14 protein-coding genes are annotated in these 15,132 nt (G+C 40.0%); 4 read left to right on the forward strand and 10 right to left on the reverse strand.

All coding sequences use genetic code 11. The features are described 5' to 3' along the window. Positions 1-2: 2 nt before the first annotated feature. The 4 genes from rlmN (at position 3) to HMPREF0860_RS10085 (ending at position 3,216) form a co-directional block, all read left to right on the forward strand. A complete protein-coding gene (gene rlmN, locus HMPREF0860_RS10070; RefSeq protein ID WP_021329358.1) occupies positions 3-1,025 on the forward strand; it encodes a dual-specificity RNA methyltransferase RlmN in 1,023 nt (340 codons plus the stop codon). A 61-nt stretch (positions 1,026-1,086) separates the two neighbouring features. After that, a complete protein-coding gene (locus tag HMPREF0860_RS10075; protein WP_021329373.1) occupies positions 1,087-1,290 on the forward strand; it encodes a heavy-metal-associated domain-containing protein in 204 nt (67 codons plus the stop codon). A gap of 89 nt (positions 1,291-1,379) precedes the next feature. Then, the gene (locus HMPREF0860_RS10080; protein WP_021329359.1) at positions 1,380-2,669 is read left to right on the forward strand and encodes a 3-isopropylmalate dehydratase large subunit; all 1,290 of its coding nucleotides are present in this window, start codon (positions 1,380-1,382) and stop codon (positions 2,667-2,669) included. A gap of 13 nt (positions 2,670-2,682) precedes the next feature. Continuing rightward, entirely contained in the window at positions 2,683-3,216 is a 534-nt protein-coding gene (locus HMPREF0860_RS10085; protein ID WP_021329367.1) for a 3-isopropylmalate dehydratase small subunit, read from the forward strand. Between the two features lie 132 nt (positions 3,217-3,348). On the opposite strand, the gene HMPREF0860_RS10090 is transcribed toward HMPREF0860_RS10085, so the two are convergent. The 10 genes from HMPREF0860_RS10090 to HMPREF0860_RS10135 form a co-directional block, all read right to left on the reverse strand. Beyond that, positions 3,349-4,962 carry a response regulator gene (locus HMPREF0860_RS10090; protein WP_021329374.1) on the reverse strand — a complete coding sequence of 538 codons (1,614 nt, stop codon included), beginning with the start codon at positions 4,960-4,962 and terminating at the stop codon, positions 3,349-3,351. A gap of 162 nt (positions 4,963-5,124) precedes the next feature. Next, positions 5,125-6,210 carry an alcohol dehydrogenase catalytic domain-containing protein gene (locus HMPREF0860_RS10095; RefSeq protein WP_021495735.1) on the reverse strand — a complete coding sequence of 362 codons (1,086 nt, stop codon included), beginning with the start codon at positions 6,208-6,210 and terminating at the stop codon, positions 5,125-5,127. 51 nt (positions 6,211-6,261) lie between these two features. After that, positions 6,262-7,392 (reverse strand): ABC transporter ATP-binding protein, encoded by a 1,131-nt coding sequence (locus HMPREF0860_RS10100; protein ID WP_021495734.1) that lies wholly within the window; start codon positions 7,390-7,392, stop codon positions 6,262-6,264. Between the two features lie 31 nt (positions 7,393-7,423). Next, a complete protein-coding gene (locus HMPREF0860_RS10105; protein ID WP_021495737.1) occupies positions 7,424-8,554 on the reverse strand; it encodes an ABC transporter ATP-binding protein in 1,131 nt (376 codons plus the stop codon). Positions 8,555-8,566: 12 nt separating this feature from the next. Then, positions 8,567-9,406 carry a carbohydrate ABC transporter permease gene (locus HMPREF0860_RS10110; protein WP_021495743.1) on the reverse strand — a complete coding sequence of 280 codons (840 nt, stop codon included), beginning with the start codon at positions 9,404-9,406 and terminating at the stop codon, positions 8,567-8,569. A gap of 10 nt (positions 9,407-9,416) precedes the next feature. After that, positions 9,417-10,325 carry a carbohydrate ABC transporter permease gene (locus HMPREF0860_RS10115; protein WP_021331348.1) on the reverse strand — a complete coding sequence of 303 codons (909 nt, stop codon included), beginning with the start codon at positions 10,323-10,325 and terminating at the stop codon, positions 9,417-9,419. A gap of 93 nt (positions 10,326-10,418) precedes the next feature. Further along, positions 10,419-11,807 (reverse strand): extracellular solute-binding protein, encoded by a 1,389-nt coding sequence (locus HMPREF0860_RS10120; protein WP_021331343.1) that lies wholly within the window; start codon positions 11,805-11,807, stop codon positions 10,419-10,421. Between the two features lie 161 nt (positions 11,808-11,968). Further along, the gene (locus tag HMPREF0860_RS10125; RefSeq protein ID WP_156002189.1) at positions 11,969-13,681 is read right to left on the reverse strand and encodes a sensor histidine kinase; all 1,713 of its coding nucleotides are present in this window, start codon (positions 13,679-13,681) and stop codon (positions 11,969-11,971) included. A 197-nt stretch (positions 13,682-13,878) separates the two neighbouring features. Beyond that, positions 13,879-14,625, reverse strand: coding sequence for a pseudouridine synthase family protein (locus HMPREF0860_RS10130; protein WP_021331345.1), 747 nt, complete (start codon positions 14,623-14,625; stop codon positions 13,879-13,881). Position 14,626: 1 nt separating this feature from the next. Then, on the reverse strand, positions 14,627-15,132 hold a 506-nt coding region (locus tag HMPREF0860_RS10135), incomplete at its 5' end, for an RluA family pseudouridine synthase (protein ID WP_021495727.1).

Here is a 15,132-nt window from a genome sequence, read left to right on the forward strand (position 1 = left end):
TTATGGATAAAGTCGCAGTCGCAGGTTTCTTGCCCGAAGAGCTGTGCGCTTCTCTTTCCCTCTCCCCCTCGTTTCGCGGAAATCAAATATTTCAGTGGATCGGAAAGGGAGTCGATTCTTTCGATGCCATGACGAATCTGAGCGCGGAGCTGCGGGCGTCACTTGCCGAAAAAGCGATTCTCCGGTCGACTCGGGTGTCGGATGTGCTGAAAGCGGACGACGGCACGGTAAAGCTGCAGATACAAACGGAAGACGACCTTGCAGTCGAAACGGTACTCCTCACCGATAAAGCGGCACGGAAGACGGCTTGCGTCTCGTGCCAAGCCGGCTGCGCGATGGGCTGCGCCTTTTGCAAAACGGGAACGCTCGGACTTGCCAGAAATTTGAGCGCTGCAGAAATCGTCGAACAGTTTTTATATCTTGAAAAGCACGCGGGTGCTCTCGACAATATCGTCTTTATGGGCATGGGAGAACCGCTTTTAAATCTCGATGCCCTTCGAAAAGCGATCGCCGTACTCACCGATAAGCGCGGCAGAAATCTTTCGAGCCGCCGTATCACGGTATCGACCGTCGGCATCGTGAGCGGCATATACGATTTAGCGAACAATGGCCCCGATGTGCGCCTTGCCGTCTCACTTACGACGGCGGACGAAACGCTGCGGAGGGAACTCATGCCGGCCTCTTTGACAAATCCCTTGAGCGATTTACGGCAGGCGATTTCGTACTACATCGAAAAAACGGGAAAAAGAGTTACGCTCGAAGCCGTGCTGCTTTCGGGCAAAAACACGAGTGAAAAAAATGCGGATTCTCTCATTGCCTTTGCAAAAGGTTTGGATGTGCACGTAAATCTCATCCCGTGGAATCCCGTGGAAGGGCTTTCCTTTGTAACGCCCGATCCGGAGGAAACGGCACAATTCGTTTCGCGTCTTGAAAAAGGCGGACTCAACGTAACGCTCCGCATGCATCGCGGAAAAAGCATTTCCGGCGCCTGCGGGCAGCTGGGCAAAACGAATCCGTACGCTTGAAATGCCGCCTATTTTAATTTATAATCGTTTTTAAGACGATAAGTAAAATGTGGAGTACAAAATGCAAAAAAAGATTTACGTCGCCGGTATGTTCGACGGCGATACGGCAAAAAAAGTTGAAGATGCCGTCCGTGCGGTAAGCGGTGTTACAAGCGTTACCGCATCTCCCGACAAAGCGCAAGTGCTCGTCGATTACGCCGATGATGGCGTATTGACTGCGATCAACGCTGCCATTTCGGCGCTCGGCGTCGATGTTCTCGACTAGCGTTTTTACGGTGTTCTTGACCTTCATATCGGTTTTAGCTATGCTGTAATTATTTAGTAATACTAAAAATATTTTAGGAGCACAGCAGCATGGGTAAAACAATAGCACAAAAAATATTCGATGCGCACAGGCTCGACACGCCCTTCCCCGGCACATCGGTACTGAAACTCGACCGCGTATTTTGTCATGAAATCACGACTCCCATCGCGATCACCGATCTGATCGAACGCGGAAAAGACAGCGTATTCGACAGCGATAAAATCAAAGCGGTCATCGATCACGTCACTCCTGCAAAAGACAGCAAAACGGCGGCGCAGGGAAAAATCCTGCGCGATTGGGCGCACCGGCAGCATATCAAAGACTTTTTCGATATCGGTCGAAACGGCGTGTGTCATGCGATCTTTCCGGAAAGCGGCTTTGTGCGTCCGGGTTTTACCGTCATCATGGGCGATTCGCATACGTGTACGCACGGCGCTTTCGGCGCGTTCGCCGCAGGAGTCGGCACGACCGACATCGAAGTCGGCATATTAAAAGGCGTGTGCGCGTTCCGTGAACCGAAATCGATTAAATTTATTTTAAACGGAAAACTCCGTCCGGGTGTTTTTGCCAAAGACGTCATACTTTCGATCATCGCAAAAATCGGCGTAAACGGCGCGACCGACCGCGTTATGGAATTCACCGGTCCCGTCATTGAAAGTTTCGGCATGGAAGAGCGCATGACGCTGTGCAATATGGCGGTCGAAGCAGGCGGCACATCGGGCATCTGCGCTCCGGATATGCACACGGTCGACTACCTCTGGGAATTTATTAAAGACGATTATCCGTCGAAAGAAGCCGCCCTCGCCGATTACTCCAAGTGGACAAGCGATGCGGACGCCGAATACGAAAAAACGATATCGATCGACTGCAGTGAAATCGAACCCGTGTGTACCGTCGGCTACAAACCCGACGAGGTCAAAAACGTGCGCGATATGAAAGGCACGAAAGTCGACCAAGTCTATATCGGCAGCTGCACGAACGGACGCATATCGGATCTCCGCATCGCGGCGGAAGTGCTGAAAGGAAAACGCATAGCCGAAGGCGTGCGCGCCATCGTAAGTCCTGCAACTCCGAAAACGTACAAAACGGCGCTCAAAGAAGGCATCATCGACATCTTTATGGACTCAGGATTTTGCGTTACGAATCCGACCTGCGGGGCGTGCCTCGGCATGTCGAACGGAGTGCTCGCAGAAGGAGAAGTGTGCGCATCCACGACGAACCGTAATTTTAACGGCAGAATGGGAAAAGGCGGCATGGTTCATTTGATGAGCCCCGCGACGGCGAGCGCAACGGCAATCGCCGGCACGATATGCAATTCATCGCTTTATCAGGAGACCTAAAAGGAGGTATGAGGTGAAACAATTCGGAGGGAGCGTGCTCTTTCTCGACCGCTCCGACATCAACACCGACGAAATCATTCCGGCGAAGTATCTTACCGAAATTTCAAAGCAGGCGCTCAAGCCCTATCTGCTCGAAGATTTAAAGATCGATGGCTTTAATCCGAAAACGGATATCGCCGGCAAGCGCGTCATCATCACGCGGGAAAACTTCGGCTGCGGCTCTTCGCGCGAACACGCTCCGTGGGCGCTCGAAGTGAACGGCATTTCCGTCGTCATCGCGGTAAACTTTGCGCGCATATTCCGGCAAAACATGTTCAACTGCGGCATGATGGCGATCGAACTCGATAAAAAATCGATAGACGATATATTTCGCACGTTTTCGGATAAAGACGCCGAATGCAAAATCGTGCAAAACGACGACGGCAGCGCAAAGGTAAAGCTGATCGCGGGAAGCCTTTCGAAAAGCTATCCGTTTACGCTCGACAGTTTTGCAAAGACGCTCGTCGAAAACGACGGGTGGATCGGCTACGCGGATAAAAAATATTGATGCATTTTTAAATTTGCGCGGACAGGCCGCCGTGCGATAATTCATTTGACGGATTCGATGTATATACGTTTTCCTCAGGCGATAAGGATGCAACGTATTATCTCAGTGTTTCTCCTTTTCGGGTAAGACGGTTTATTTTACCACTTCTTCAACTGATTTTATATTGTTATTTACATGCTCATTTTTAAATATTTTACAGCTTTTTCCTGTCAATTTTTTAAATATTTTACTGAAATAATACGGACTGTAAAACCCTACGGCATCAGCTATTTCATATATTTTCATATTTGTATGTATTAATAAATCTTTTGCTTTTTCAATACGATATCGTGTTATATAGGTTATAAAATTCACGCCTATTTCTTTTTTAAAGATAGTAGAAAGATAACTTTGTGTTATCTCTAAGTGCCGTGCAACCATATCTTCCGAAATATTACTTTGATAGTTTTTTGATACATAGTCCATACATTTTTGAACGGTTGAGTTAAGACTTTTTTTTGAGCCCCAACCGTTTTGTTTTAAGACTTCATCATATGTATCGATAATATGTTGTTCTATTTCTTTTACGGATAAAAAAGATAAAATAAAAGCTTCATCTTTATTACAAAAAAACTGCGGTAATTTTTTTGCAGTCATTTGAGCAATGTCTATAAATCCTAAAAAAGCGGTTTTAAGATAAGTATAATTTCCGGCTTTACGTAAATTACAAAAAAAAGCATGGATAAATTCGATAAGGCTGTTATAATCGCCTTTTACTACAAGACGAATAAGTTCAATACCGTCAAGTACCGGCTGTGTTGTCGGCAATATTGTTGGGGAATAAAAAATAAATTTTTCAGTAAAAAAACTTTGTTGCCGAGCACTTTCCGCTTCTTTTAACAGTTCATAGATATTTGAAACCGAATTTACACTGCTGAAGCCCCCGTAGAGTTTAAGCGTGAAATATAAATTTATTTTTTGTTCAAAAACGGTTGTTTTTTTTAAAATATCCGACGTTGTGAATTTATCTTCTTGAATTGGAAATAGAATAGTAATAGCATAAAAATACTCAAAACACTTAATATTTATAGTTGAGCGTGGAAAAACTATTTCAGCAACAGACGCTATAATGCCGTAGATCATATCGTTGTTCTTGGTTATATCATTTTTGGGTATTCCCGAGTATTTTATAGCAATATACAAATCATCACAAAAAAAGGCATTTCTTATTTTTTCATCTTTATTATAAGTATCGCTACAATTGATACAATACGCATGAATATCTGCATGACTGATATACAACGCATCCAGCAACCATTTTTTTAATAGATCGGTTTTGTTATATGCAAGAACGGTTTTTGTTGCCTTAGGAAGCAAATTGGAGCGCAGTTTTTCAAAAAAAGGAAGTATACTGTCTGTATTCAGATCCGATTTTAATAAATAATATGAAACGCCCAGCTCAATTGCATTTTGTGCATATTTGAAGTCTTCATAATTAGTCAAAATCACACAGGTAATATCGGGGTATTTTTTTCTTATTTCGGCAATCAGTTCTAACCCGTTCATACCCGGCATTGATATGTCGGTAACAACTACATCGGGTTGTAAAACTGCTATTTTATTTAGTGCTTCAACTGCATTTGCCGCTTCTCCTATTATTGTAAAACCGGCTTTTTCCCATGCAATACTTGTTTTTACACCTACTCGAACCAAAAATTCATCATCAACAATAAGTATGCGACATAATCTGTCGTACTTTTTTAACATTTTATGTCTCCAAGCGGCTGAGTGTTTTCATATCTTCTTTTAGGTTGTTATAAAATGTCCCGATATCGCTTTCCGGTAAATAGTTCATAATTTCCTCCTCCTAACGGCAAATCATACACTATTTTTTACCGAATGAATACCGTTCGATACGGGACATAATCCTTAGAATGTCAGCGCGACTTTGAAATCTCCATATTTTCCCGTAGCATGCTCAAAAGCCTCTTCCCACTGTTCGATAGGGAAAGTCTTTGATACTACACCTTCGGTTTTTAATTTGCCGTTTATAATATTTTCAATAACAAAGGGGTAAGCATAAGGACTTAAATGCGCTCCCAAGATATCAAGTTCTTTTCTGTCCCCTATAATGGACCAATCGACTGTTGTACTTGCATTAAATACGCTGAATTCGACAAAACGTCCGAGTTTGCGTATTATACTTAAACCTTGGATAACGCTGTTCGGATGTCCCGTAGCTTCAATATAAATATCACATCCGTATCCGTCCGTCAGATTCATAATCTCTTTCATGATATCCGTATTTTTAGGATTCATTACCAAGTCGGCGCCGAATTCTTTTGCTTTTTCCAATCGTTTTTCAATCATATCGAGTACAATCAGTTTTTTAGGATTTTTCATACGTGCATAAGTTATCATCCCCAATCCTAATGTTCCTGCTCCGGCGATAACGACAACATCTTCATTTGTTATGTTTGCACGATCTACAGCGTGTTTTGAACATCCGTATGGTTCAATGAGCAGCGCTTGTTTTACTGTCATGTTGTCGGGAATTCTTGAAATAACACATGTTTTAGGATAACGCACATATTCAGCCATGCCGCCGTTATTTTCGGTTTGAAACCCGAATATATTGTGAGGTTGACACATCCAATAATGCCCGTCTTTGCAAAATCTGCATTTTCCGCACGGAACGATTTGATCGGCAATAATTCTGTCTCCCAATTCATATTCTTTTACATTTTTTCCTTTTTGAACGATACGGCCGAAAAATTCATGTCCGGGAATAAAAGGCGGTTTTACCCATGAAGGTTGTATGTCATCCCCCCAAAACATAGCCGCGCCGCTTTTACATTTGATATCGCCGGCGCAAACACCGCATGCTTCGGTTTTTATTATTATATCATCGTCCCCGCAAACCGGAGTCGGATATGCATTTTCAAACACATACTTATCTTTACTGTACGCAACCAGTGCTTTCATTGTTTTGGGAATACTTCCAAGTTTTTCCATAATATCCTTCCTTAATAAAGATTTATATTGTATGTAATTAACACATACGTTTTACAAAGTTCTATTCAGGTTTTTACCTGTCTTGTTATTAAATAAATGGATTTTTTCGGCATTAAAACTCAAATAAATTATATCTTTAGGCCGATATTGAATATTATCGGTCGTAGTCATACACAACACGGCTTTTCCTATAGAAACAGATACTCGTCTTTCATCACCCAAATTTTCATAAACGGAAACAACTGCATCGGCATGCAACGATTTCTCTTTATCAATATGCACATCGGTAGGTCGAATCCCGATTGTTACCTCCATATCGTTATGCAGTATCTTTTTGTATTTATCGGGAACTTTTAATTCCAGACTGCTGTTTTCAAAAGTAAAGATAAAAGAATTCCCTTTTTGTTTTATTTTTGTTTGCAGTAAATTCATAGGCGGTTCTCCGATAAAATCGGCTACAAATCTATTTGCAGGATTATCATATATTTCAAGCGGAGTGCCTATTTGTTGAATTTCTCCTTCGTTCATAATAATGATTCGGTCTGCAAGCGACATTGCCTCCATTTGATCATGAGTAACTATAATGGTTGTACATTTGATTTCATGATGCATTCGTTTTATTTCCTGACGTAATTGCTGGCGCATTTTACCGTCCAAATGACTTAAGGGTTCGTCTAGAAGCAGTATATGAGGCTTCCGGACAATTGCACGTGCAATATTAACACGTTGTTTTTGACCTCCTGATAACGACGCCGGCATTTTATCCAATAATTTTTCTATTTTTAATAACGGTGCAATATATTCAATTCGTTCCTTAATATCTTTATCAGAAATCTTTTTTGCACGCATATTAAATGCCAGATTTTCATATACGGTTAAAGGCGGGTATAATGCATAGTCTTCAAACGCCAATCCTATACCTCTGTCTTTCGGATGTAAATCATTAATTCTCTGATCATTAATGTACATATCACCGCTTGTGATTTCTTCAAGTCCGGCAATCATTCTAAGCGTAGTTGATTTACCGCAACCGGAAGGACCTAAAATACCGATAAATTCGCCGTCGGCACATTCATAAGAGATATTATTTACGGCGTAAGCTTGTTGCGACTCCTTTTTTCCAAAAAGAGTTTTTTTTATATCGTATTTCTTATAAATATTCTTTAAAATAAGATTTGCCATATACCCTTTACTCCCGTTATAGTTAATACTCTTAACGCATATATAATGATTGTTCACTTCGAGTTATAAATTCGAGTGTGTTCGGATCAAAATATATCGCATTTTTCATATTCAATTTAAAATATATAGTCTGATCGATGTCCGCATGAGTATCGTTCGGGCAGCTCAATGCAAATTTTTCCGTTCCAACTAAAACAGTAATAATAACTTTATTTCCGATCGGTTCGATTGCATATACGCTTCCTTGCATCCAATTTTCCGCAGGTTTAGTAAATGCAAACCGAACATCATGGCTTCTAAAGCCTATGTGAATACGGGAGTTTTTTCTGGCGAGTAATGTTTCAACTACATCTTTTTCCGGATATAGTTTTACTTCCTGATTAAAAACATGAAAGCATAATTGATTCTTTTCCGATGTATATTCACCTTCAATGATATTAAGTTCCGGCTCTCCAAAGAGTCGGCCTATAAATTCATTATGAGGCAAATAATACATTTCGATTGCACTGCCTATTTGTATAATTTTACCTTCATTCAAGACCGCAATTCTGTCTGCAAGCGACATTGCTTCCATATAGTCATGAGTTACATATATCGTTGTTGAATTTATAGAGCTTTGCATTTCTTTTAACTCGGCGCGCATCAGGTTTCGTAAGCGTGCATCAAGATGTGCCAAAGGTTCGTCTAATAAAAAAACATCCGGTTTTCGGACAAGGCTGCGCCCTAATGCAACTCGTTGTCGCTGTCCGTTTGATAACTGTGTCGGCTTTCGATCAAGTAAATTATCTATTTTCAATTTCTTTGTAATATTAACGACGGCATTTTCTATATCGTTTTTATTTTGTCTGTATAAACGACTTCTAAGAGGGGATGCGATATTGTTATATACCGACAGGTTCGGATATAGAGCATAATTCTCGAAAACCATCGACACATTACGCTCTCTGGATTCCGTTTGGTTCATAATTTTTCCGCCGATTTTTACCGTTCCCATTTCAGGGAATTCCGCTCCTGCAATTATCTTCAACAGTGTTGTTTTTCCCGCTCCGGCCGGACCGAAAAGTACAAAAAACTCATTATCGTTTATGGTTAAATTTATATTGTCTAAAGCTACGGTATTTTTAAATTCTTTGGTTATATTGTGCAGTTCGACTTTAGCCATCGTTCGCTCCTTTTATCCTTTTACAGCACCGAAACTCAATCCCCTGACTAGGTGTTTTTGAATAAATAGAGCAACTATTATTTCCGGTAAAACAGCGATACAGGAAGCTACCGCTACTTGTCCGTAATGCACAGTATCTGAAGCTATATAGCGGAGTGCGGTAATTGTTATTGGTTGAATATTAAAGCCGCTAAGAATCATGGGAAACGTAAAGCTGTTCCATGCAAAAATAAAAGCAAGCAGAGCCGATGCAACCAAACCTGGTTTTATCAGAGGTAATAGATATTTAAGAAAGACCTCATACCATGTATACCCGTCTAATTGTGCCGCTTGTTCAATCTCAATACTTATTTCCTCAAAATAACCGCGGACAACCCATATAACCAAAGGCATGGTTATAAGCTGATATACCCAAATAAGTCCTCTATAAGTATCGTACAGGCCTATTTTTTGAAAAATCAGAAAGATCGGTAATACAACCATGATTTCAGGAGCAAATTTAAATGACAAGATTTGAAATGCAATATCTTCTTTGTTATTAAATTGATACCGTGCAAGTGCATACGCGCAGGGTACGCCGGCTAATATTGTTATAAGCACGGCACCTCCTGCAATAATAAGATTTTGAACAAAGGTCTTAAAATAATTTGTACCGATAAGAACTTTTTGATAATTTTCAAGTGTCGGTGTAAATCTGAACACCGTATTATACATTTCTGTATCCGATTTAAATGAACACAATACCATCCAAAACAACGGAAATAAGGAAAAAATAGCGAATGCAGTAAGACACAAATTACGCATAACGGCTTTTGCTATTGATAGCAGGGAATATTTTTTATAATTTATCATTATAACCTCCTTAAGCTGACAATCCGGCCGCTTGCTTTGCCAATAATCTCTGTCGCTTAACAAGAAATCGTGCTGTAAAATAGATAAAAACCCATAGTACTAATAAATACGGCATTGAAGCAGCAAGTTTCTGATATATAAAACCGTTTATATAACTTGTTAGAGAAATATTCATCAAACTATCTCCGGGCCCGCCTTTCGATAAAGCAAAAATAATACCGAACTCCTGCAATGACGCCATCAGACGGAATAGTAATGCAATATACATAAAGGGTTTTAATAAGGGTAAAGTCAAGGTTTTAAATATAAACCAACTGTTTGCACCGTCAACGGCTGCAGCTTCAAACGGAGACTTAGGCAGTGATTGTATACCGGCAAGAACAAGCAGGAGTACAAATGGGGTATTAACCCATGTGTCGATTAACAGGGCGGTAAACAGAGCTGTTTTGTGTGATGCAGCCCAAGGAAAGCCATATATATTAAAAAGATTTAATAATTTTTCCAAAACTCCTACGGAATTGGATGTCATTAATTGCCAGATAAGAACTGCAATGGCAGGGGCTACCATTAACGGAAAAGTAAACAAAACTTTGAGTATTCTGCCATATAAAGTATCTTTTTTTAAAAGAAGCGCAATACCCGTCCCCAATAACATTTGTACAGTTGTTGCGCCAATGCCGTATAATAAAGTTATAAAAAGAGCATGCCAAAAAACTTTACTGGAAAACATTCGTATCCAGTTTTTGAATCCCACAAGAGAGAATTTAGGATTACGGAATGAAAAATTGGTAAATGATAAAAAGATTGCAACTGCAAACGGAATCATAATTCCTATAAGAATAATCAATCCCGGAGCAATAATATAATATGGACGTCTTCTTATATAACCGGGTATTTCGGATGCATATCCTTTCGGCATAGCACAACCACCTCCTATATATTTTGAAAGGGATGGTAAAAACGCTCCCGTTTTTAAACACCCCTTTCAAATACTGATTATGATTGACGTATTTTACAGTTGAATATCTTCTACTGCGTTGTCCATCTTTTTCTTTAGACTGTCCAAGCCTTGCTGAACACTCTTGTATTTTCCGGCAACTATATCTTGTAATGTTGCCGCCCATTCCGTTGTCGTTTCAAAGAAATACGGCTGGGGTGTAAACAAAATACTGGTGTTCTCGATCGTTTTATTAAATGTATCGATATAACCCGGCTGAACTTTCATTTTTTCAACAAATTCAGGTAATTTCCATATTGAAGAACGTACTGGATCCATACTGTTACCTTGCAGTGTTGCATAAGTCAAGAAATCTTTGCTTGTAAAATACATCAAATAATACCATGCAGCTCCTTTATTTTTTGAAGCGGAATTAATTGCCATTGCCCATGTCCAATAATTTGAAATAACCGGGTCTCCGACCTTTGCTGTCGGTAAAGGAGCGAAAGCGATATTACCGGCTTCCGCAGATGAACCGGGCCAATTTTGATGGATAGGATTGTTGTCGGCATCGATTTCGATTGCCGCCATACCGGAACCGAGATCAACAGCACAATCATACCATGTGTACTTTGACCACGAAGAACTTCCTCCGCGTTTGATCATATCTACAAAAAACTCGGTCATTGCAACAGCTTCTTTTGAATTTACCTTTGAAACGAGTTTACCTTTTTCAACGACAAAATCTTTTGCACCCCATGCAGTATAGAAACTCATATAACCGGGGTGAATCGTTCCCCAATCGCGTGCTCCGCGAACAGCAACCGCATAAGAATTGGGACCGTTCCAACCTTGCAAAGCATCGCATACACGTAATAATTCTTCATAAGTTTTAGGAACTTCCAGATTCTTTTGTTTAAAGGCTCGTTTATTGTAAGCCATCATATATACTTCAAACGCAAGCGGAAGTCCCAAACGTTTTCCGCTGCCGACTGCAGCACCCGGTACGCCGGTCCATCGTAACGCATTTACACCACTCGGAACAAAATCCGCAAAGTCATAATCCGGCGTGACCATTGCAGAGTTGTTTAAAAAGGTATCAATATCTTCTACATACCCTGCGCTTGAATAATCCCATAATTGATATGCACCGGACATAAACACATCGGGACTACCCGAACCGCTGGAAAGAGATGTGGAAACCTTATCAAAATAACTGGATTCGGGGGTAATGGAATATTTTACATGAATGCCCGTTAAGTCTTCAAAATCCTTGATTTTTGAAATCATAGCTTCCGCAGCGGTATGCTGAACCATGTGGATTTCAATTGTAGTACCGCTAAATGCTTTCCAATCAAATTGACCGTTTGACGTCGATTTTGCAGTTACTTTTTTTTGTGTACATCCTAATTGCAAGATTACAAGTAAAATCAAAACTGCAGCCAAGTAAATTTTTTTATTCATAACACAATACCTCCAATTCCGTATGTATTATATGTTAAAATGATTATAAGGTAGTTCCGATGATATTGGTAGCATTATTTTTTTTTATAAGTTTATCTTTTTTTAGATTATGAAATGTATCGTATTGTAAATATTTTTAACTGTTTGAAAATATTTTGTGATTATGTTGAAAACTTATAAGGCAGCGTAATTCTTACAGTTGTTCCGGAAAAAGAGTTTTTGTAAAAATATAAACCGTATTCTTGTCCGAAATACAATTGTATTCGGGTTTGTACATTTCGAATACCTATATTATGCAGGGATTGAGTTGATTTATTTTGAACGTATTCCATTTTATTTAGTTTATTTTGTATGTCTTTTGACATACCTTCACCATTATCTATAATTTCTATAATCAGCGTATCATTATTTATCGAACTTATAATTTGAATAAAATAATCGTCCCTTTTATAATCGGTAAAACCATGGTATATGGTATTTTCGATAAGCGGCTGCAGCATAAAGCGTAATACCATGCAATTTTTCGTATTTTTTGGAATTTTTGTTTTGGTTTTAAATAAAACGGACGCACGGTATTTTTGAACTGTTAAATAATTTTGAACATTTTTGATTTCATCTTCTAAATTTGCATTGTATTTTGTATTCATATTATAACGCAATACGCTTATAAGAGCTGAACTGCATTCGGCAATATTTACTGTTCCCTGTAAAAGTGCTAACTGTTTTATATTTTCAAGTGAATTATACAGGAAATGAGGATTTATTTGACTTTGTAACACCTGCAATTCCATTTGAAGTTTTTCCTGTTGATTTTTTTGTTCTTTTATAAATAGATTTCTTATTTGTTCCAGCATCGCGTTGATTGTTTCAGACAGTTTACCCAATTCATCGTTTCGTTTTAATTTACTTGAAATGTACAGATTGCCTGCAGCTACTTTATCACATATATCGCTTAAATAGGCAATTGGTTTAGTGATTGTTTGCGTTAATATAAGAGTATACAAAATGATTATACAAATCAAAATAAGTATAAAATATTTTGCAGTAAAAAAAATAGAATTAAATTCTTCCAAAGCGGATGAAATGGGTATAAATCGTATAAGTTTCCAATTGGTTTTATATAATTTTGATGATACTATTAAAGCAGGCTTTGAGTATAAACTGCTTTCCATATAACTATTTTCAGGCAAAGATAAAACATCATGGTTTAATAATTTTTTATAATCGGTTAAAACCGGATAATACAATACTATATTATTATTTTCATCGATGATGAGTGCTTTGTCATTTATCTTAATGGAAGATTCTATGAATATCCTGTAAATTTCAGGATAAGATATTTCAAAAATAATAACGCCGAAAAAGCTGCGATTTACATCATCAAATAACGGTGAAAAAAACAGCAATTTTTTTTGTATATATAGCCATGTATTTTCGTAGCTACCGGATTTTTCATAACGATGAAAGATCGTATAATATGCTTCCGTATCCGTGTTTTGGGCATCGGGAACACTGCATATGTAATCGTCTTTGCATATACAGTGAATTCGGCTGATTGCAATGTTCGTATCAACAATGTGTTCAAACAATTTTTTTATTTTCTCCCGTTCATTATGTTTTCGACCAGGAGAGTTTACATAAGATACAATAGCATTATTGTTTTTCGTTAAGTACATGGTGTCATCAAGCGATTCTAAAATTATATTTAATTTTTCTTTTGTTGTATTCGTTATTTCAAGATGGTGGCGAATATTTTGTTTTTTTAGCTTTTTCCAATATATGTTTCCTATAACTAAGAATAACATACATATAATGATAACGAGTGAAGATAGAAATATAAAAATACGAATACTGATTGAATTAAATCTTTGCATATAACGATTATATACGATAATGTGTTGTCTGTGTAAAAAATAATATCGTACTTGAATTTTCAACTGCGCTATTTTGTCAATACGAATTATATTATTATGGCGAACCGGAAATACCTTAACGCAGAATTGAAAAAAGGACAGAATCAATCGGGTAGCGTCACTCCCCGATTGATAAGCCCGTATCGGCTTTTCGGAGGCTAAACGAAATCGGTACTTACCCTCACCCGCTCTCCCGTCACGGGATTTGTAAACTCAAGGGCGACGCATTCGAATTCGAGCGCTTCGCCTCCGAAGCCTGCGTTATACAGTTCGTCTCCGACGACGGGAAGTCCGTTCCACGCAAGATGGCAGCGCACTTGATGGCGGAAACCCTTTGCGATCGAACACTGCGCAATGATGCCCTCCGCCGTCCGCTCGGCGATTTTTATATGCGTCGTATAGAGCGCGCTTCCTTTTTTTTTCAACGCCGCTTCGTTCGAATTTTCGGTAACGGGTCTCACGCTTTTTCTCCCTTTTCCGTATGCGCGAAAATAAGACGATGCGGAAAACTCATCTCCCGCTTTCAACGGACGCACCGAAACGGGTTTCGGAAATCCGCCAAGCCTTGCCGCATTCCCCTCGTCGTCGCTGCAAAGCGCGCGGTATATCTTTATAAAATCGCCTTTTTTTTGCGCTTCGAAAAAAAACGCATACGCTTCGTCCGTCGCCGCGATGAGTAAAAGTCCCGATGCCTGCGTATCGAGCCGGTGAATCAAACCGTATTCGCACGGCTTTTTGCCTTTGACGTTTTGCAGTTCGGGAAAGAGGGATGCGGCAAGCGTTACGGCGCAGTTTTTTTCTCCTTCAAAAAACGGAGCGGATGCCGTGCCGCGCGGTTTTTTGATTATTAAAAAAGGCGAATCCTTCGACGCTTCGCGGATCACTTCGATCCGTGAGATCGGCATGTCATCTCTTTTTCTTTGCATGATTTTTTCCCCACACGGGCACTTCTTTCGGATAGTTTTTTTTGAGAAAAGAAAGCGTCGTTCGAAAGCGATCGGGAACGGCCGAGCGGAACGTCGAAAACTTTTTTTTACCCGGCAAGCGTATCGTCAATTTTTTTGCGTGGAGCATGAGGCGAGCTTCGGGAAAAACATCGTCTTTTTTTCCGTAAACCGTATCTCCCAAAATCGGACAGCCGATGTATTTCATGTGTACCCGTATTTGATGCGTGCGCCCCGTTTTGAGACGCAGGCGCATAAGCGAATAGTTTCCGTAAGAGGCGATGCAGCGGTAAATCGTCCGTGCGCTCTTTCCGTCTTCCGTCTGAGTCGCGGCTTTAAAACGCTTTCTGTTTTTCGGATCGCGGATGATCTGCGTTTTGATGTCGCCTGCGAGAGCGGGCGGCCTTCCCTTTACGATCGCGATGTATTCTTTTTGCACGAAGCGGCGGGCGAACTGCTGTCCGAGCC

It is taken from the genome of Treponema socranskii subsp. socranskii VPI DR56BR1116 = ATCC 35536 (genome assembly GCF_000468115.1).
Classification (GTDB): Bacteria; Spirochaetota; Spirochaetia; order Treponematales; family Treponemataceae; genus Treponema_D; species Treponema_D socranskii.